This window comes from Bacillus tequilensis KCTC 13622, assembly GCF_000507145.1.
GTDB classification, from domain to species: Bacteria; Bacillota; Bacilli; order Bacillales; family Bacillaceae; genus Bacillus; species Bacillus tequilensis.
The window spans coordinates 337,278-356,591 of record NZ_AYTO01000008.1 but is presented as its reverse complement, the minus strand read 5'-3'; the positions used below and the strand labels follow the sequence as shown (position 1 = coordinate 356,591).

Below are 19,314 nucleotides of genomic sequence, written 5' to 3'. Positions count from 1 at the left end.
GTAAAGAAACAGCACAAAACAAAAAAGCTTGTAGAAAAAACACCGTTTTCTCTACAAGCTGAGTTCCGTTATATGCGGAACTCTTTTTTTATCTGTTCACAATCCGGATATACTCTCGGGGGCCAAACGGCAGATCCTTTGATTCCATTTCACTCATTCTGGCTGACAAGTGGTGCTCCATTAAATACAGTTCCCACTCCTCACCGGCCGCCGCACCGCTGCGCCCGTCATATTGATTCAAAATGAATGCCCCTGCAAATACTGAGCAGAATAAACCTGAGCACATCAGTACCTTTCTCTTCATATGACCAGCTCCTTACATTCAGCTTGATCCGGATTGATTTTAAATATACAAATGATCTTATTTTTGTTAGAATTAATTTCGAGGTCAAAAGAACTTGTAAAATTCTATTGCAGCAGTTCGAAGCATGGCGGCTTCCAAAAAAGTGCGATATAATTTGGACTAGGTCGTTTGACCGTATATTTGATACATAGCGATTTTTCAATTGAGAACGAGAAAAAGGAGGTCTTATCTTTGCAGCTCTTACATTTTGCTATTTTAGCGCCTTTTTTATTTGCTTTTATCATTCCTTTCTTGGCAAAATACGCAAAAAGAGTGCACACGGGCTGGTTTGTGTTGATCCTGCCCCTCTTGCTGTTTATATACTTTCTCTCAATGATCAGGATGACACAATCTGGAGAAACACTGCGGTCGGTATTGGAGTGGATCCCTTCACTTGGCATTAACTTTACTGTTTATATAGACGGTCTCGGATTGTTATTTGCCTTGCTGATCACAGGCATCGGTTCTTTGGTCACTCTTTACAGCATTTTTTATTTATCGAAAGAAAAAGAACAGCTTGGACCCTTCTATGTCTATTTATTGATGTTCATGGGTGCGATGCTCGGTGTCGTTTTAGTAGACAATGTGATGGTTCTCTACATGTTTTGGGAGCTGACAAGCCTTTCATCCTTCTTGCTGATCGGCTATTGGTACAAGCGTGAAAAATCGCGCTACGGCGCCGCCAAATCCCTTTTGATTACAGTCAGCGGCGGTCTGTGCATGCTCGGCGGATTTATTCTCCTTTATCTGATCACAGATTCCTTCAGTATTAGAGAGATGATTCATCAGGTTCAATTAATTGCCGGCCACGACTTGTTTATCCCGGCTATGATTCTCATTTTATTAGGGGCTTTTACGAAATCCGCGCAATTCCCTTTTTATATCTGGCTGCCTGATGCGATGGAAGCTCCGACACCTGTCAGCGCTTATCTCCATTCAGCAACTATGGTGAAAGCCGGCATTTATGTGATTGCGAGATTCAGTCCGATTTTCGCCTTTTCAGCCCAGTGGTTTTGGATCGTTTCCCTCGTCGGTCTCTTTACGATGGTTTGGGGCTCATTCCATGCCGTGAAACAAACGGATTTAAAATCGATTTTGGCGTTTTCAACCGTCAGCCAGCTCGGTATGATTATCTCCATGCTCGGGGTCAGTGCTGCGGCGCTTCATTACGGCCATACAGAATATTATACAGCTGCCGCCATGGCTGCCATTTTTCATTTAATCAACCACGCTACATTTAAAGGGAGCTTGTTTATGGCAGTCGGGATTATCGATCACGAAACAGGCACACGGGATATCCGGAAGCTCGGCGGATTGATGGCGATTATGCCGATTACCTTTACCATTTCCTTAATCGGGACGTTTTCAATGGCCGGCCTTCCGCCGTTTAACGGATTTTTGAGTAAAGAGATGTTTTTCACAAGCATGCTTCGCGTGACACATTTCGATCTGTTTAACGTGCAGACATGGGGCGCTTTATTCCCTATTCTCGCTTGGGTCGGGAGCGTGTTTACATTTATCTACAGCATGAAGTTGCTGTTTAAGACTTTCAGAGGAAGTGACAAGCCTGAGCAGCTTGAAAAACAGGCTCATGAGGCACCAGTTGGCATGCTCGTGTCACCTGTCATTCTGGTGGCGTTCGCAGTCAGCCTCTTCTTTTTCCCGAATATCCTGTCCTACAGCCTGATAGAGCCTGCAATGAACTCAATCTATCCGACACTGCTGGACAGCCATGAGAAATTCCACGTTCACATTTCACAGTGGCATGGTCTTACAACGGAAGTGCTCATGACTTTAGGAATTATTGTTCTCGGCACGATCGGTTATTTGACGATGGATAAGTGGAAAGGAATCTATAAGCTGTTTCCATCGAAGCTCACACTCAACCGGTTATACGACAAGCTCGTGACGATGATGGAGAAAGGTTCCTACCGGGTCACAAGACAATATATGACTGGGTTTTTAAGAGATTATTTGCTGTATATCTTCGCTGGTTTCATCATTCTGATGGGAGGCGCTTTTGTCATTAAAGGCGGGTTTTCCTTTACGACGGAAGGCATGGCTAAAATCGGCGTATACGAAATCATTTTGACGCTTGTCATGATCAGCGCCACAGCGGCGACTGTTTTTGCCAGATCAAGACTGACGGCGATTATCTCACTAGGTGTTGTCGGTTATACGCTCGCATTGTTTTTTGTGATCTTCAGAGCGCCGGACTTGGCATTGACTCAGCTTGTCATTGAAACGATTTCTGTCGCACTGTTTCTGCTTTGTTTCTACCATTTGCCGAAACTGCGGCTGAAAAAGAGAACGAGAACGTTTCGGATGACGAACCTTATTATTTCTTTAGGCGTCGGTATTATCGTCACTCTGCTCGGCATCGCGTCTTCTAGCCAGCGCACCAAAGACAGCATTGCATCCTTCTTCACAAAACACAGCCACGATCTCGGCGGTGGGGATAATGTCGTCAATGTCATCCTCGTTGATTTCAGGGGCTTTGATACGATGTTTGAAATCACGGTGCTGACGATTGCCGCTCTTGGCATTTACAGCATGGTTAAAACAAAAGTAAAAGAGGAGGGGAAGAGCGGTGAATGAACAAAAAACAAATGACATCATACTTCAAACCGTGACAAAGCTTGTATCCTTTATCATTTTGCTTTTCTCTTTCTATTTATTTTTATCGGGGCATAACGCGCCTGGAGGAGGATTTGTCGGCGGGCTGATCACATCCTCTTCCATCGTTCTCTTGCTCCTGGCATATGATTTAAAAACCGTGCGTTCGATTTTGCCGGTTAATTTCATTTATGTCGCGGGAGCCGGCCTTCTGCTCGCTGTATTAACCGGCGTTGGCTCCTTTGTATTCGGGACTCCTTTTTTAACCCACACATTCGGATACTTTCAGCTGCCGATCCTTGGGAAAACGGAGCTCGCCACGGCGACGATATTTGATTTAGGCGTTTATCTTGTTGTCGTAGGCATTACGATGACCATTATTCAAACGATTGGAGAGGAAGAATAATGGAAATCTTAATGGCTGTTTTAGCCGGTTTTATTTTTATGGCCGCTACGTATTTGCTGCTGTCTAAAAGCCTGCTTCGCGTCATTATCGGAACAGCACTGTTAAGCCATGGCGTCCATTTAATGCTTTTAACTATGGGAGGATTAAAGAAAGGCGCCGCTCCGATTTTGAGCGAGCATGCCAAATCATTTGTCGATCCGCTTCCGCAAGCCCTGATTTTGACGGCAATTGTCATTTCATTTGGCGTTACATCATTCATCCTCGTCATGGCCTTTCGGGCTTATCAGGAATTGAAAACGGACGATATGGATCAAATGAGGGGAAATGATCAACATGAATAATTTTGTTATTTTGCCAATCCTGATCCCGCTCCTGTCGGCCATTTTGCTGATTTTCATGACGAAGAATCTGATGCTCATGCGAATTTTCAGCACTGCGGCGTCAGCAGTCGGGATTGTGATCGGCGGCATACTTGTACAGACTGTCTTTACTAAGGGGATCCAGACACTCAATTTAGGCGGCTGGAAAGCCCCGTACGGCATTGTGCTGGCCGCAGACCAATTCGCCAGCCTGCTCGTTCTGACAACAGCGGTAATCGGTTTATTGGTTGGGCTTTATTCCTTCCGTTCCGTCGGTGAAAAACGCGAGCATTCCTTTTATTACTCCGGTGTGCAGTTTTTGCTTGCTGGGGTCAGCGGAGCGTTTTTAACAGGCGATTTATTTAATATGTACGTATTTTTTGAGCTGCTGCTTATCGCTTCCTATATGCTGATTGTATTAGGCGGCACAAAAATTCAGCTGCGGGAGTCCATTAAATATATTGTGTTTAATATCGTGTCGTCGGCCATGTTTGTCATCGGCGTCGGCTTTTTATACGCGGTAACTGGTACGTTAAATATGGCGGACTTAAGCGCCAAAATCAGCGAATCCGGGCAAACCGGGCTGATTACTGTCATCGGTGTCCTGCTGCTGATTGTATTCGGCATGAAGGGCGGAATCTTCCCCCTTTACTTTTGGCTTCCTGGCTCTTATTATGCGCCTCCGGCGGCCATCTCCGCGCTGTTCGGCGCTTTGCTGACAAAAGTCGGTTTATACGCGATCACGAGAGTTTTCACATTGATTTTCATTCACGATACAGCCTTTACCCATCAGCTGATGATTTGGCTGGCGGCGCTGACTGTGATTTTCGGTGTGATCGGTTCACTCGCTTATTCGGATGTCATGAAAATTGTGATCTACAATATTATCACCGCAGTAGGCGTGATTTTGTTTGGGGTGGCAGTCCATACTCCCGCATCTATTCAAGGCGCGATTTACTATCTGATTCACGATATGCTGATTAAAGGCGCTTTATTTATGCTGGCAGGAACGCTGATCACATTGACTGGAACAGCGAGCCTGCATAAAATGGGCGGGCTGATCAAACGCTACCCTGTTCTTGGATGGATGTTTTTCATTTCAGCTATTTCTCTTGCGGGCATCCCGCCTCTCAGCGGATTTGTAGGCAAGTTAAAAATTGCAGAGGGCGGCTTCGCGGAAGGTGAATTTACTATTTCCATGCTGATTCTGCTGTCGAGTCTGCTCGTACTATACTCTGTGCTGAGGATCTTTATACATGCGTTTTGGGGCGAAGAAAAAGAAACACCAAAACCAAATCATCGAACCGCTAAAGGTCTTCTTTATCCGGCAGCTCTTTTTCTCTTGCTGTCTCTGCTCTTCGGATTGGGTACAGAATGGGTGTCACCTTACGTTGATCAAGCGGCCGAGACGCTGCTGAATCCGGAAAAATATATTGAAGCTGTTTTGAAGGAGTAGATCGCATGGCATTTCAAATTTTATTAAATGTGTTTCTCGCTTTTTGCTGGATGTTCTTGAGCAATAATCCAAGCGCCACAGGATTTCTCGCAGGCTATATTCTGGGAATGCTCACGCTCTTTTTCTTCCGGCGCTTTTTCACACGCCAGTTTTATCTATGGAAAATGTTTTCTATCATCAAGCTCTTTTTGATTTTTCTAAAGGAGCTGTACCTTGCCAATGTCAGTGTGCTGAAAACAGTCCTATCGCCGAAACTGAATATCAGACCGGGCATTTTCGCTTTTAAAACAGAGCTGACGAAGGATTGGGAAATCACCCTGCTGTCACTGCTCATTACCTTAACGCCGGGAACCTTGGTGATGGATATTTCCGATGACAGGACGATTCTTTATATTCACGCGATGGATATTGAGGATGCGGAAAAAGCTATTTTTGATATCCGGGAGTCATTTGAGAAAGCGATACAGGAGGTGAGCCGCTGATGTTTACGCTGATTCTGCAAATCGCGCTCGGCATCATGGCAGTGTCTACCTTTTTGTATGTCATTCGTGTCATTAAAGGGCCGACTGTGCCTGACCGGGTCGTGGCTCTGGATGCAATCGGCATCAACCTGATTGCGATCACGGCGCTTGTCTCCATTTTGCTGAAAACAAGTGCGTTTCTGGATATTATTTTGCTGCTGGGGATTTTATCGTTTATCGGAACGATCGCATTTTCCAAGTTCCTGGAGAAAGGAGAGATTATCGAAAATGATCGAAATCGCTAAAGTCGTCGTGGCTGTATTCATTCTCCTCGGCTCTCTTGTATGCCTTACCGCTTCATTTGGGACGCTTCGTCTTCCTGATATGTATACACGCTCACACGCTGCTTCAAAAGGCTCAACGTTAGGCGTCAATATGGTACTGCTCGGTGTCTTCTTCTTTTTGTGGTTTATAACCGGAGAACTATCAGCTAAAATCCTCCTTGGGATTTTCTTTATCTTTATGACGTCGCCTATCGGGGGACATTTGATCTGCCGTGCTGCGTACAACTCCGGCGTCAAGCTTGATGAGAAAAGCGTACAGGATGACTACAAGGGGATCAGAAACTTTGTGATTAAACGGAAAGAGGATTCCTACTTATAAAATAAGCAGCCGGACAGGCAGAGTTCCGGCTGTTTTTTTATTTCTTGATGACAGCCAGCGTGCATCTGGATATACAGATCAGCCTCTCTTGCTCGTCATAAATGTGAACTTGATAGACAATCGTCGTTCTGCCTATATGAACGGGTTCGGCCACCGCCTTTACCGTTCCTTCCTTTACGGATTTTACATGGTTGGCGTTGATCTCTAAACCGACACAGGCCTGTGTTGTGTGATCAATCAAGTTCTGCGCGCCCACACTCGCTGCAGTTTCCGCCAGAGCCACTGAAGCGCCTCCATGCAAATACCCGAACGGCTGCACCGTCCGATGATCCACCGGCATGACCGCAACGCATCGTTCCGCTGTGTTTTCAACAATCTCAATTCCAAGCGCTTCAAGCAATGTGTGTTTCGTATCCATCATATACACCCCCTTATTTACAGTACACCATCTGACTTCGCAATCAAAACCGCTTCCGTCCGGGAACCGACATTCAGCTTATTGAAAATCGATGTCAGGCTGTATTCAATGGACCGCTTGCTTAAATGCAGTGCATCTGCGATTTCTTGGTTTGTAAATCCCTTTTCAACTTCTTGAAGAATCAGGCATTCTCTAGGTGTGAGCACATCTTGTTCTTTTTGAGAGGAAGGAGCCGGCTTTGTTTTTTGCTGCGTCATCAGCTGTTTAAAATAAGCAAAATCGACTAAAATTTCTCCGTTGAGTACGTGGTATATGTATTGGGTGATTTTTTCTTTAGATTCGGTTTTGCTAATGGCACCGTGCAGACCCGCACGAATTGCTTCCTCAAAATAATCCTCGACCTCATAACCGGTATAGACGATAATTTTGCAATGAGGACACTCTTGTAAAATCAGTTTAGAAAGCTCCATCCCATTGACCTCGCCGCCTAAATTCAGGTCCATTAATATAAGATCATACGACGAGAAATCGTGCTGCTTGATAAACTGTTCACTCGGTTCGGGACTGAGACAATCAACAGACAGATTCGAATCCGTTTCCAAAATTGTCTTGGTGCCTTCCATGACAGCCGGATGGTCATCAATCACTAGTATCTTTTTCATGTTTTCCTCCCTTTTACTCACTCTTTTTCATTTTATAAAAAAGACTTGGCTTGTGCCAAGTCTTTTCCGTTATAAAACCATTACAATTCAATTTCAATATCAGCCTTAAAGCCCTTTCCTTCACTTGTTTCAATCCGAAGGCGTCCATCTAAAGCCCTGACTCTCTCCTTAATGCCAGAAAGCCCCATACTCAGGGAATGTTCATTATTTTTTTCTTGGTCAAACCCTACGCCATCGTCCTCATAATGAAGAACGATTTTGTTTTGAATACTGATAAGCATAATCAGCACATCCGTCGCCTGAGAGTGCTTGACCGCATTAGACAGAAACTCTTGAATGATCCGGTACAAATTCAGCTGCGAATCCAGATCAAGTGAAGCCGTAAATCTGCCCGTATTTAAACGGATATGAAACGGCACCCGCTCCTGCTGCTGCGCCACCAGCTTGGACAGCGCCTTCACCAGCCCAAGATCATACAGAAGCTGCGGCCGCAGCTCATGACACGTCTCCCTCGTCATCGAAATCACATCAGACATCTGTTCATTCATCTGAACAAGCTTGTCCTGCACATCTTCCCGGCACGGATTATCGTCCTTCTTAAATTCAGCCAAAAACAGCTCACACTGTCGTTTTAAAGAAATCAGATCCTGAAGGACGGAATCGTGAAGATCGCGGGCGAGATCAGAGCGTTGTTTTTCTTCGATGGTGTACATGAGTTTTTTGAGCCAGACGGGGTTTGATTCTTGTTGTTTTAAATCCTCAAGATGCACCATCAACTCTTCGATTTTCATTACGTTTTCCAATGAGACATTTGTATAGAACGCTAATGTTTGAAGCCATGCAATTTCATCTCTTGTTAATTTAAAAGTATTATAACTTGAGAAACAGAGTACTAAAAACGATCTGTCTCCTCGTTCACCTATTTTAATAATAAAACCTTGTTTAAACTCTTTAATTTTACCGATATCACCAGAAAAGCTTTTCACATATTGCTCATAATTCTTATAAGTGAGATCTTTAAAGTTATTCTTGCTAAGGAGGATGATTTCCCCTTTAGAATTATCATACACGCAAGCATTATCTATGTTTAATACTTCTAGGATTGTATTTTTAAAGTGATCAAGTACTTGATCTACCGATGATGCTTGCTTAATTAATTGAGTAAATTTAAAAATTCCATCTTGATAATTAAATTTCTCTGTAAATCTTTTCAACTTGAAACGAAAATCAATAATCTCTTTAAAGTAAAAGACAGCAAACATAAGCAAATATATAACAACTGTTAGTTTAACAGAATAAAAGTTATCTTTTGGTTTTTGAATGTAATTAAATATGGTGACCACAATAACAGTAGGTGTAATTGCTAAAAAACCATAGTATTTAAGCCGTCCTACAACAAAGTCAATATTATAAAGTCTATTTGTCATAAATTGATACACTAAAGAAAAAGGTATAACAAGTGTAAAAGCTGCCAAACTAAAGGGTGAAAGATACTTATCAAACAACACATATGGAATAACAAAAAAGATAATAAAGGGACTAAAAGACAGGATATTTATATAAGCAAGGATTTTTAAAATTGACTTTTGCTCATTTTGTTTGATTTTTCTAATCCCTTGATGGATAAGGATAGATACAGTAAGGACTAGGACAAAAAAGGAAATCAAGTTCAAGTTAGACAAAAAAGCCGAAGAATTTAATCTATTACTCAAAACAGCTTCTAGTAACAGGTTTACGAGTGGAAGTATATACATTATGATTAAAATCTTCTTTTTGAATAACTTAGTGCCCAATTCCGCAAAGTATTTATATATGAAATGTATATATAAAATTGGACAACTTACTAAAGTAAGGACAAGCAGGTAAGTGCTAACCTCTTCACCTCTTCTTGCCCCGCAGACACTTACATATGCTACTGATACAAATAACAAAAATAAGATTAAAACAAAAGCAGAAGATGATTTTCTTACTTTATTTATTCTGTAAACAAAAAATATACAAAATAAACAGATTGAATAAGATATGAGTGGAATGAGATACATAAATAAATTTTCTTCACTTATTAGGCTTACATTTTGCAAATGAAATGATTTATTATCTCTCTCAACAGTTAAGCTTTCTACGTTGACCAATCTTCCGCTCTCTAACTGGATTTCGCTTCCTTTTTGCCCATTCACTTCAAGAATGATGTCACCTTTTTTTACACCTGAATAATATTCATAATCCACAACTTTGGTAACCTCTAACTTACCCTGTTCATTAATCTTCACATCCGCACCTACAAAGATATTAAAAACAGAAATATAAGAGAGGTAGATCACATAAACAAAACTTAAAATGATAAAACCTAGAGACAAATATTTATAGACGTTATTATTTATGTGCATCTCATCATCCCATAATTAAATAAAACTTTTTCTTTTATCATCCTCAAAAAAATTACTGATAGCTTCAATTGGAGGCCAATTGCTTGTTCTCGGTGCCTCTCCTTCTTCAAACGCATATAATATTGCTTTCTTTTCTTTTTCATTTATATTTAGCAAGGTTAAGTTCCCCTTCTTAAATTGATCAAACGCTTCCGGGTTGTTTGCTAGATGGCTTATAATTTTGTCAATATGTTTCAATTTATATTCCCCCTTAATAATTGAACAAATAGTTTATTCTTATTTTGTTCATCTAATCTCAGTTTTTTGAATGATTCTTTAAAGTTTTCCAATGCTATATTTTTAATAACATTCAAATATTGTATTACACCTGATTCTCGCAGCTTCTTTTTCAATTCGTCCATATTATTTATCTGATTATTTTCTTGCGCATAAAAATTTAATAAGTCAATCGATGATTGGTTATATTTATTTTTAAGATAGTAGAAGGCTAGATTGTGTCTAGTTTTTATGTCATTATTGTCAGGATAATATAACCCATGGTGATCATTCGCAATTTGCTCGACTATGCCCAAATAATGTGAATACTCATCGACTGTTTCATTAAATTCACCAGTTGCCAAATATACACCTAGTACATTAGGCAATGTTACAAGAGAACCTGACTTAAGTTTAATCATTTCAATAAACTCTGATTCTGAAGAGCTTGTTACATTTAAATCTGCATGTTGCCCTTGTAAAGATTGAAGTGAATATTGTAAAGTCAGACGTAAATGTTGTGGATTGTTAGAAACTAAACTTATCACTTGCAAACTTAATGTATAAAGTGCGGTAGCTGCGTTAATCACTATCGAAGGATCTATTTTCATCCAAGAAGCCTGAAGATTGTCCTTATCCTCTATATCGTCAAAAATGTCAGCAGATAAAATTAAAAGTTCTATACCAGAAGCCAACAACTCAATTGCTGTATCATCTTTTCCGTCAAATGCTATGTAATGGTGATAAGCTAATTCTGCGAATGAAAATTGTTTTTTTTCTTCAATAAAAGAAATAAGTTTTGTTTTTAAGTCTTCATTCGAAATATTTTCATGTACAATCTCCTTCATTTTCTCCTTTATCCGGACAGAATCTAAACATATCTGCTCAATAATGACTTCCCCCCTCCCATTCCATTTTACTAAATGGAACATTTAAAGGACAGCAGGTTTTTCGTTTTTTAACAATCATATAATACTTTATCCATAATTTGTATGGATAGAACAAAAAAAAAGACTTGTTTCCAAGTCTTTTTCACGAAATTTTCATTGCATAATTGTATTTATCGAGCTGATCAATGCTTTTGTTAATGTTTCGTAATGAATCTGTCGTTTCTTTAATATCAAGTTCGAGTCGGAATAACAATTGTTTTACTTCTTCAAGTTTCTTTTCCATCGTTTCCACACTCCTTTTTTTGAAAGATCAATGAATTGTGTATGGTGAACGAGTCCTAGGTATTTGATCTGTTACTAATAGTGTATCTGCTTTTGGCTTATTTTTCACCGAAAAGTATACAAAAAAGTCCTGCGTGACACCGCAAATATCAATAGATCTTTATACCTAATGCAATCAAATGGAGAACAGGACTATTTTTCTATTCTTAAGAGCGTATCTTTCTGCTGAAATTGAGAAAGATTCTTAATTCCCTTGATTTTAAGGTGTTTCGTCTTTTTATTAAGTGAGACTATAGTCCTCATTGCCGCATTTTCAAAATTGAATAGGCGATTTTTGGCGTATCCTGACCGACAAACACCGAAAAAGACCGCAACGTTATAATTGAGGCCTTTTCGCTTTGTCATATTCGGCAATTAGCGCTCTATACATATAGAAACATCCCTTTTGTGTGAGGTGCTCCCATGAGATACCGTTATCCCTGGTTTTACGCCTATCCGTATGAGATTCGCCGCCCGCCAGCTTCTCCTGCCAATACAGATATCTTTATCCGTTCAGCGAAGCAGGCCGCAGGGCTGTTCGCCGATGCCCAGCTCGTTCTAAGCCGCATTGCGGGCTCTGGGGAGCTCTCGCGCCGCATCCTGACTGCAGCCGAGCAATCGGATAAACAAACTGTAAAGCGTCTGATCAAACAAATGGGCGTCAGGCATGAAGTGGATGCGGGCTTTAATCCCGATGGCATCTACATCAGCCTCATCGGAACGCAAAGCCGAATGATTCTTGCGTTGCGATGGTCAGAAAACCGCAATCATTTTGCGTCCATAAGCTTATGACACCACTCGAGAGCCTCAAGATAACATTCATACGCTTCTTCTTTATCCAGTTCTTTGCCTAATTCTGTGCATGTGTCCCAGTTGTTGCTTTCGATTAATTTCACAAGCTCAAGCATTTGGTAGTAGTCGTTTTGATGGCCTAACAATGCTTGCCCGACCTCATCTTTTAAAGGCAGTTCTTGGAGAATCTCCTCTATTTCTCTATGCAGCAGGGTGTCTATAAGAGAAAACATTCCGATCAGCATATAAGAAGCGGGCTGCGGCCGGGCTGTTTTTTTCGCCAGCAGTTCACAAAGCTTTGCTCTCATCAAAGAAATCTTTATGATCTCGTGCTTGCTGGAATTCCCTTTTCTGCTTAAATCCTTAAAGGAAAGGATATATATCCACCGTTTGATTTCATTAAACCCCAGAAGCATAATGGCCTGCTGGATGCTTTCAATTTTCTGGGTCAAACGGCTGTGGGATGAGTTTAAAAATTTCAAGATTTGATAGGACAGTGATAAATCCCGCTCTATGTATTCTGTCACATGCTTTATGTTAGGCTGCTCTTTGCTCAATTCATTAAGCAGTTCATAGTATGAATAAAAATGAGTCGACAGATCATGCCCGCTGATGATGCGCGGCTCGCTGAAAAAGTAGCCTTGGAATAATTGAAAGCCGTCTTGGACCGCCTGTTTATATTCTTTTCGGGTCTCTACTTTTTCCGCCAAAAAAATCAAGCCGTTACAGCTGTAGGCTTGCAAAATTTTTCTGCGTTCCATTCGTGTTGTTTTGAGAAAATCAATTTTCAATATATCAATATAGCTCATGAGTTTTTCCAATAAGTCTTCATTTTGCGGGTTTATTGCATAAAAGTCATCGAGCGCCAGCATATATCCCATTTTTTTCAACTCTTTGCATCTAGAAATGAGGGCCGGCGTGACCGGTATATCTTCAAGGATTTCAATGACAAGCTGTTTCGGATTGAAGGAGGTGGGAAGGTCTGAATACATCAGGCTTTCCGTAAAATTAACAAAACAGCGTTTTCCTTCCGTCAGCTTCTCAATACCGATGTTTAAAAAGCTGTTGATCACCAAATCTGTTGTTGCCTGATCGCCGTCTTTAGCGCTATATACATTCTCTTCGCTTTCTCTATACAGCAGTTCATAAGCAACAACCTGTTCTTTTCTATTAAAAATAGGCTGTCTTGCAACAAACACCCTCATTGGTTTATCCCCCTTACAATACGCGCGGCTTTCACCCTAAGTATATCAAATAATTTGTAGAAAATTGTCTAAACATGAAAAATAATATATTCATAAAAAAACTGGCCTCCTCGCGAACGAAAGGCCAGTTTTCTTTATTCTTCCTCAAGCTCTTCATCAAGTCTGCTTTTCACTTCGTGAATCCGCTGCATTTTATTGCTCCAGCAGTCCTCACTTAAATCAACCGGATATTCCTCCGGCTTGCTGATTCTCTTATATTCCTCCCACAGCAGGCTGAGGTTATCCTGCACATATTGCTGTATGTCTGAAATCTCGGGGTTTTGGTAGCAAAGAATGCCTTTTTCAAAAATCAGCTCATGAAGATCCTTTGCATAAAAATTCGTAACAAATTTACTGATGAATGTATGAACCGGGTGGAACATTCTGAGCCGCTTCTGATCATTCACCTGCTCATCATAAAGCGCAATGTAGTCGCCTTCAGAATGATGATTGGACTGATTGATAATACGGTACACTTTCTTTCTGCCCGGTGTTGTCACTTTTTCAGGATTGGATGAAATTTTGATCGTATCGACCATTTTCCCGTCTTCTTCGATGGCCACGAGCTTGTAAACCGCGCCGAGAGCCGGCTGGTCATAGGCTGTAATCAGCTTCGTACCGACCCCCCAGACATCAATGCGCGCTCCCTGGGCCTTTAAATTCATAATGGTATGTTCATCTAAGTCGCTTGAAGCAATGACTTTCGCATCTGTAAACCCTGCTTCATCAAGCATTTTCCGGGCTTTTTTTGACAGGTACGCCAAATCTCCGCTGTCGAGGCGGATGCCGATGAAATTGATGCGGTCACCGAATTCCTTGGCAACCTTAATCGCATTCGGCATGCCCGAACGAAGCGTGTCATACGTGTCGACTAAGAAGACGCAATCCTTGTGCGTTTCCGCGTATTTTTTGAAAGCTGTATATTCATCGCGGTAAGCCTGCACCAGCGCATGCGCATGTGTGCCGGATACCGGGATATTAAAGCGCTTTCCGGCTCTTACATTACTCGTTGCGCTGAAGCCGCCGATTAAGGCTGCTCTCGCTCCCCACATGGCCGCATCCATTTCATGCGCCCGTCTTGTTCCAAATTCAAGTGCGACTTCATCGCCGATAACGCCTTTAATCCGGGCTGCCTTTGTGGCGATTAATGTTTGGTAGTTCACAATGTTCAGCAAAGCGGTTTCAATCAGCTGCGCTTCTACCAGCGGAGCCTCCACCCTCATAATCGGCTCATTGTTAAATACAAGCTCTCCTTCTTTCATGGAATAAAGTGAACCTGTAAACGTTAAGCCGCGCAAATATTCAATAAAATCTTCATGATACCCGAGTTCATCCTGTAAATAATCCAGGTCGCTGTCCGTAAACTTAAAATTTTCCAAGTATTCGATGGCTTTTTCCAAGCCCGCAAATACCGCATAGCCATTTTCAAACGGAAGCCTTCTGAAAAAAAGCTCAAAAATCGCTTTCTTTTCATGAATGCCATCTCTCCAGTAGGTTTCCGCCATGTTGATTTGATAAAGGTCTGTATGTAATGACAGGCTGTCATCTTTAAATCCATACTCTAACACTGTTTTTCCCCTTCCTTACTCTGCCACTTGCGCTCCGATGCTGTTTGCAAAATGGGAAAGAGCCCATGTGTGCCCCTCCTGATTAAAGCTGGCAACAGCCTGTTTGTGCACAACAATCCGGAAACCTTTGTTGTATGCGTCAACCGCTGTATGCAATACACAAATATCTGTGCAGACACCGGCAAGATGCACTTCGCCAATCTGCCGCTCTCTGAGTTTGAGCTCTAAATCAGTTCCCGCAAAAGCAGAATATCTCGTTTTTTCCATGTAGTAAACATTTGGTTCATGTTCATGTTTCTGATATAGAGGCAAAAGCTTTCCGTACAGATCTTTTCCTTCCGTACCGTTTATATTATGCGGAGGAAAAAGACGGGTTTCAGGATGATATTGATCCCTTTCATCATGAGAATCAACTGCTAATACGACGTAATCACCGTTTGTGATGAATGCTTCGGTCAGATTGACGATCGCCTCTTCAATCATTCTGCCGGGCTCCCCGCAGGTCAATTTTCCGTCACTCGCCACAAAATCATTCGTATAATCAATACAAATAAGTGCTTTTTTCATAGCCGGCCTCCCCGCCATCAGTATGAAAACATTATAGCTTATCTCCAGTTGTAAGTGAATTGCCATGAATAAAAAGACAAACGATCCGTTTGTCTCTTAAGATTTCAGCACTGACCGGTTAAACATGTCGTCCTGAACATATATCAATTCACGATTCACAGCGAGGTCAGACGCAATGACAAGGCCTAAAGGCGTATGAAACTGAAGATCGGATACGATTTTGAAGTGCACGCCGTTCCGGTTCGCCATTTGGATATAGGGAGAGTAAGACTGATACTGAAGCTCTCCATTAATTAAAAGAGTAAGGTTTTTGCTGCTTTTGAGCTCGTGCTCCGCTTCTTCATACGGCTTGCTTCTGAGCACCTGTCCTTTTGTCAGTGCCAATAGCACTCTTTCCCTTAATGAGCCTAAAAACAAATGGCGTTCGTCAGGCTTTGTCTCCAGAGGCCCGTACATTCCTTGCTGCAAATAGAGATCCATTTTTTCTTCACTCAAAAGCTCGTCCTCCCGGCTTGTTTGTCTTCATTATCACCTGATCAGGCAGGAGCTAAACTTTCAACGGCGTTTTACATTTCTGTTACCCAATGAATGATTTTTTTTGCCAGCTCACCAGCCGGATCTTCCTCTGTATGCCGGCGCAGCGAGGCTTCCAGCCGTTCAGGCAGAGACGTTTTATCTTCTTCATAGGAGATGATCGTGCTCCACTCCAGCTGCGGAACCGCTACAAGCGTGCGCAGTTCTTTTCTGTTTTCATGCAGATACACGTCTGTGATCATTCCGGTTTCCGTCGTGATATTCGCTTTTCTAATTTTCATAACATGACCTCTCTATTTAAAGATTAACCATATTATACAATAAAAAAGCAACAGCCTCTCATGAAAAGGCTGTTACCCGTTAAACGAGACTGTTTCATCAATGATATCGGCATCTTTGAAAGATGTTTTACTCGTTTGGTTATTAATTTTCACAAAATCACCGAGCTGAAAGGTGCCTGACCCCGCCCCAGAGTGAGCGACGCTTTTGGGCGAAATCGCAAACACATCTCCAAAGCTTGCCGCGGCACTACCCGTAACTGACATAATATAAATCGGACCCACAATCGCAGGCATTTCCCCACCTCCGCATTAATTTACACCATCATATGCGGAGATGCGCAAATGGTGCCCGCCTATTCAGCAGACTCTGCGTTTTCTTCCAGACGTGACCGCTGGCGCAGTTTGATTAAACGGACAATATTCAAGAAGAACGCCTTCACTACCGCATAGACCGGCACCGCTAAAATCATGCCGAGAATGCCGCCGAAGCTTCCCGCCCCGATCAACAGCAAAATAATCGTAAGCGGATGCGTATTCAGCCGCTTTCCGATGACAAGAGGAGAAAGCAGATTCCCGTCGAGCTGCTGAACGACGACAACGACAATAATCGCAAACAGCGCTTTGGCCGGCGAGTCCATAAAGCCGATAATGACAGCTGGAGCAGCGCCGAGAAAAGGCCCGACATAAGGAATGATATTGGTAATCGCCATGACAATCCCAAGAATCAAGGCATACGGCAGCCCGGCAATGGAATAGCCGATAAAACACGCTGTTCCGACAAAAAGACAAATTAACAGCTGTCCCTGAAAATAAGCCGCAAGCGTATCGGATAAATCTTTAAAAATCTTCAAGCCTTCCTTCCGATAAGAAGCGGGGAGAATTTTGACTGCCAGGTTCGGAAAGCGGTGTCCGTCCTTCAGCATATAAAAAAGGATAAATGGAACAGTAATAATAACAAGCGTGATGTTTGTTACGACGCCAAACACCGCAGATAAACTGGACGTAATATTTTGCGGCAGGTTTTGGAGAAAGCTTGTCAGCGACTGTTCAATTTTTGATATGGATATATAATCCTGATTCATCATCCAGGTAAACCATTGGGAATGGGACAAATCTTTTGTCAGCCCCTGAATTTGTTTTATATAATCAGGAAGATTGTTGAACAGCCCGGTCACTTGCGATGTAATGATAGGTCCGACCGACGCTGAAACGAAGGCCAGCAAACCGATAAACAGTAAATAGATCAATAGAATGGATAATGTCCGCGGAATTTTTTTCTCAAGGAGGCGGACGACCGGATTAAAAATGAAATACAAAATTCCCGCAATCAGCATCGGGAAAAACAATGTCGAGATAAACACAATAAACGGCTGAAACACAAATGAAACCTTTGTTGATACGTAAATAATCAGCAAAACAAATAAAATCTGCAATGTCCAAAAATGGACTTTTGATTTCAACAAGCTTTGTTCCTCCTAGTTTTTCTTTGTCTGTCAGATAAAAGGACTAATACCCCATTATTGTAACAAAAATGAACCCATATCAGAACTCTTAATATAATGAAGGGATATTGGTGATGAATGATTGTATCCTGCTCGGCCAAGACGGCAAAATCACAGGATTCGAATGTGTTAGTGAGACAGCACGGCTCTGCGCCCCGTTTGCCGGGAAATCCCGATGATATGTAAAAGATGCGGACGGCTTTCAATTTCGTGTCCGTCAATATATTTCAACCCGTTCCAGCTATACAGTGTGCGGTGTCACTTTTTCTCAGATGGCGGTCTTCAGGAATTTGCCGGTTTTGATGTTGACGAATCGATGGATCACAATCCGTTTTTGCAGCGCTTAACCGAAAAATAGGACGTCACGGTGTACGCCTATTTTTCACGCGCAAGCACTGTTACACCCGCTCACTGTAATCTGGCGTAACGGAAATCATGTGCTGGATTCTGATCAAACAAACAGCATTTCGTGCTCCTTCAATTATGATATGGTCAGGTTTTACATCGATCAGTCTGCCTCTGACCGTATCTCGTACTGTCTGTATAACGAACCTTGAGCCAATAAGCTTTTTAATGGTCTGATAGACATAAGGATCGACTAAAGAGACCAGTTGCGGACTACCTTGGTTGACCATACTTCAATCCCCTTTTTATGTTTTATCTCAGTTTATGCCGCAATGATGGTTAATGACACAGGCTTACCTGATAAAACGAGGGCTGCTGGGCCTTTGGGGGAATATGTGTGGAAGCGGGTGTATAGAGGAAAAGGTGATGAAGCGAAACAGCGAAGAAAGCTGGCGCTGTTCCGTGTAAAAGCGGGACTTATACAGGCTTTATTATAGATGACAGGGCTTGGTCGATTAATTGGTCCAGCTTTACTATTTTTTCACGTGCTGTTGAAGGATCGATTTGGCGGTAATGATGGTGGCCGCCCGGCTCTTCATCAAGTTCGTCTGCTTTTTTGACAATCTGCTGCAGCGTATTTTTATCTAATTCACCTTCAGGCAGATAGGAGTCGGTATGAAGCAAAATGGCAAGGGCAATCTCTTTTGCGGCTTTCGGTTCCTCACCAAGCCGAATCAAAAGCTTATGCGCCCGTTCCGCTCCTTTGATGGCATGAATGTCATTTCTTTTGTATTTCTCATAATCCCACTTGCCGTCTGTATACCATTCATAATGGCCGATGTCATGCAATAGCGCAGCTTTTGCAGCTAAATCAGGGTTGATGTCAGCCTTTACAGACAGCCTGTATGCATGATAAGCGCAGGCAATCGCATGGGCCACGCCGGAACGCTGCAAATATTTTTGTGCAATTGGATGGGTGAAAACATCCATTAATGTAACCTTTCTCATGGAAACCCCTCCTTAAGATATTTTTAGAATCCTAACATAATTTGAAGAGAAACTCAATCCTTATGTCACATCATTGTTATACCCTAAAAACAGGGTTTCAGTCAGTATATGCGGCTGTTCAACAAATTGCGCGGACTGTTGTCTTTTTTATAAAGGCTCTTTAAAATTTAATGTTGATAATTCCAAATATTAAGAGGAACCCATTATTTATGGATTCCCCTTGTACTGTCGAGTAT

Annotated in this window: 24 protein-coding genes and 1 pseudogene; 9 read left to right on the top strand and 16 right to left on the bottom strand. The window is 42.1% G+C overall.

Features of this window, described 5'->3' with window-relative positions; genetic code table 11:
- Positions 1-88: 88 nt before the first annotated feature.
- Positions 89-304 carry a hypothetical protein gene (locus tag V756_RS0105050; protein WP_024713721.1) on the bottom strand — a complete coding sequence of 72 codons (216 nt, stop codon included), beginning with the start codon at positions 302-304 and terminating at the stop codon, positions 89-91.
- A gap of 231 nt (positions 305-535) precedes the next feature.
- On the opposite strand from V756_RS0105050, the gene V756_RS0105045 reads away from it, so the two are divergent.
- Genes V756_RS0105045 through mnhG form a run of 7 tightly spaced genes read left to right on the top strand, consistent with a single transcriptional unit; the run spans position 536 to position 6,304 of the window.
- Positions 536-2,941, top strand: coding sequence for a Na+/H+ antiporter subunit A (locus tag V756_RS0105045; protein WP_024713720.1), 2,406 nt, complete (start codon positions 536-538; stop codon positions 2,939-2,941).
- A complete protein-coding gene (locus tag V756_RS0105040; RefSeq protein WP_024713719.1) occupies positions 2,934-3,365 on the top strand; it encodes a Na(+)/H(+) antiporter subunit B in 432 nt (143 codons plus the stop codon). The genes V756_RS0105045 and V756_RS0105040 overlap by 8 nt, the downstream gene beginning before the upstream one ends.
- Complete coding sequence (locus tag V756_RS0105035; RefSeq protein ID WP_024713718.1) at positions 3,365-3,706, top strand: Na(+)/H(+) antiporter subunit C; 342 nt, start codon at positions 3,365-3,367, stop codon at positions 3,704-3,706. The genes V756_RS0105040 and V756_RS0105035 overlap by 1 nt, the downstream gene beginning before the upstream one ends.
- Positions 3,699-5,180, top strand: a complete 1,482-nt coding sequence (locus tag V756_RS0105030; RefSeq protein WP_024713717.1) for a Na+/H+ antiporter subunit D — start codon at positions 3,699-3,701, stop codon at positions 5,178-5,180. Before V756_RS0105035 ends, V756_RS0105030 begins: the two co-directional genes overlap by 8 nt.
- A 5-nt stretch (positions 5,181-5,185) precedes the next feature.
- Entirely contained in the window at positions 5,186-5,662 is a 477-nt protein-coding gene (locus V756_RS0105025; protein WP_024713716.1) for a Na+/H+ antiporter subunit E, read from the top strand.
- The gene (locus V756_RS0105020; protein WP_003228814.1) at positions 5,662-5,946 is read left to right on the top strand and encodes a Na(+)/H(+) antiporter subunit F1; all 285 of its coding nucleotides are present in this window, start codon (positions 5,662-5,664) and stop codon (positions 5,944-5,946) included. Before V756_RS0105025 ends, V756_RS0105020 begins: the two co-directional genes overlap by 1 nt.
- Positions 5,930-6,304, top strand: coding sequence for a monovalent cation/H(+) antiporter subunit G (mnhG, locus tag V756_RS0105015; RefSeq protein ID WP_024713715.1), 375 nt, complete (start codon positions 5,930-5,932; stop codon positions 6,302-6,304). Before V756_RS0105020 ends, mnhG begins: the two co-directional genes overlap by 17 nt.
- A gap of 37 nt (positions 6,305-6,341) precedes the next feature.
- Here mnhG and V756_RS0105010 read toward each other — a convergent pair whose 3' ends face one another.
- The 6 genes from V756_RS0105010 to degQ all read right to left on the bottom strand — a co-directional run bounded on the left by V756_RS0105010 (position 6,342) and on the right by degQ (position 11,199).
- Positions 6,342-6,722 carry a hotdog fold thioesterase gene (locus V756_RS0105010; protein ID WP_024713714.1) on the bottom strand — a complete coding sequence of 127 codons (381 nt, stop codon included), beginning with the start codon at positions 6,720-6,722 and terminating at the stop codon, positions 6,342-6,344.
- Between the two features lie 17 nt (positions 6,723-6,739).
- Positions 6,740-7,384 carry a two-component system response regulator ComA gene (comA, locus tag V756_RS0105005; RefSeq protein ID WP_024713713.1) on the bottom strand — a complete coding sequence of 215 codons (645 nt, stop codon included), beginning with the start codon at positions 7,382-7,384 and terminating at the stop codon, positions 6,740-6,742.
- 80 nt (positions 7,385-7,464) lie between these two features.
- Positions 7,465-9,771, bottom strand: coding sequence for a sensor histidine kinase (locus tag V756_RS0105000; RefSeq protein WP_024713712.1), 2,307 nt, complete (start codon positions 9,769-9,771; stop codon positions 7,465-7,467).
- Between the two features lie 15 nt (positions 9,772-9,786).
- Positions 9,787-10,008: a competence pheromone ComX gene (gene comX / locus V756_RS0104995; RefSeq protein WP_024713711.1), complete on the bottom strand. Its 222-nt coding sequence runs from the start codon at positions 10,006-10,008 to the stop codon at positions 9,787-9,789.
- Positions 10,005-10,874: a polyprenyl synthetase family protein gene (locus tag V756_RS0104990; protein WP_024713710.1), complete on the bottom strand. Its 870-nt coding sequence runs from the start codon at positions 10,872-10,874 to the stop codon at positions 10,005-10,007. The genes comX and V756_RS0104990 overlap by 4 nt, the downstream gene beginning before the upstream one ends.
- A 184-nt stretch (positions 10,875-11,058) precedes the next feature.
- The gene (gene degQ, locus V756_RS0104985) at positions 11,059-11,199 is read right to left on the bottom strand and encodes a degradation enzyme regulation protein DegQ (RefSeq protein WP_003220708.1); all 141 of its coding nucleotides are present in this window, start codon (positions 11,197-11,199) and stop codon (positions 11,059-11,061) included.
- 461 nt (positions 11,200-11,660) lie between these two features.
- Between degQ and V756_RS0104975 the strand changes: the two genes are divergently transcribed.
- Positions 11,661-12,029 carry a YuzC family spore coat inner layer protein gene (locus V756_RS0104975; RefSeq protein ID WP_024713708.1) on the top strand — a complete coding sequence of 123 codons (369 nt, stop codon included), beginning with the start codon at positions 11,661-11,663 and terminating at the stop codon, positions 12,027-12,029.
- Here the strand turns inward: V756_RS0104975 and pdeH are convergent.
- From pdeH to V756_RS0104940, 7 genes are all read right to left on the bottom strand, one after another.
- Positions 12,005-13,234 carry a cyclic di-GMP phosphodiesterase gene (pdeH, locus tag V756_RS0104970; RefSeq protein WP_024713707.1) on the bottom strand — a complete coding sequence of 410 codons (1,230 nt, stop codon included), beginning with the start codon at positions 13,232-13,234 and terminating at the stop codon, positions 12,005-12,007. The two genes, V756_RS0104975 and pdeH, sit on opposite strands and share 25 nt — an antisense overlap.
- 134 nt (positions 13,235-13,368) lie before the next feature.
- A complete protein-coding gene (locus V756_RS0104965; protein WP_024713706.1) occupies positions 13,369-14,841 on the bottom strand; it encodes a nicotinate phosphoribosyltransferase in 1,473 nt (490 codons plus the stop codon).
- Between the two features lie 15 nt (positions 14,842-14,856).
- Entirely contained in the window at positions 14,857-15,408 is a 552-nt protein-coding gene (locus V756_RS0104960; RefSeq protein WP_024713705.1) for a cysteine hydrolase family protein, read from the bottom strand.
- A gap of 96 nt (positions 15,409-15,504) precedes the next feature.
- The gene (locus V756_RS0104955) at positions 15,505-15,903 is read right to left on the bottom strand and encodes a YueI family protein (protein WP_024713704.1); all 399 of its coding nucleotides are present in this window, start codon (positions 15,901-15,903) and stop codon (positions 15,505-15,507) included.
- Positions 15,904-15,974: 71 nt separating this feature from the next.
- Positions 15,975-16,223, bottom strand: a complete 249-nt coding sequence (locus V756_RS0104950; RefSeq protein ID WP_024713703.1) for a YueH family protein — start codon at positions 16,221-16,223, stop codon at positions 15,975-15,977.
- A gap of 72 nt (positions 16,224-16,295) precedes the next feature.
- Positions 16,296-16,517, bottom strand: a complete 222-nt coding sequence (locus V756_RS0104945; protein WP_024713702.1) for a spore germination protein — start codon at positions 16,515-16,517, stop codon at positions 16,296-16,298.
- Positions 16,518-16,576: 59 nt separating this feature from the next.
- Positions 16,577-17,686, bottom strand: coding sequence for an AI-2E family transporter (locus V756_RS0104940; RefSeq protein ID WP_024713701.1), 1,110 nt, complete (start codon positions 17,684-17,686; stop codon positions 16,577-16,579).
- A 107-nt stretch (positions 17,687-17,793) separates the two neighbouring features.
- On the opposite strand from V756_RS0104940, the pseudogene V756_RS1000000124700 reads away from it, so the two are divergent.
- Positions 17,794-18,083: pseudogene (locus V756_RS1000000124700) on the top strand (DUF2283 domain-containing protein); the annotation flags it as partial.
- Between the two features lie 40 nt (positions 18,084-18,123).
- Here the strand turns inward: V756_RS1000000124700 and V756_RS0104935 are convergent.
- Both V756_RS0104935 and V756_RS0104925 read right to left on the bottom strand, forming a co-directional pair.
- On the bottom strand, positions 18,124-18,360 hold the full coding sequence (locus V756_RS0104935; protein WP_024713700.1) for a YuzF family protein: 237 nt from the start codon (positions 18,358-18,360) through the stop codon (positions 18,124-18,126).
- A gap of 187 nt (positions 18,361-18,547) precedes the next feature.
- Positions 18,548-19,078, bottom strand: a complete 531-nt coding sequence (locus tag V756_RS0104925) for an HD domain-containing protein (RefSeq protein ID WP_024713699.1) — start codon at positions 19,076-19,078, stop codon at positions 18,548-18,550.
- Between the last annotated feature and the right edge of the window lie 236 nt (positions 19,079-19,314).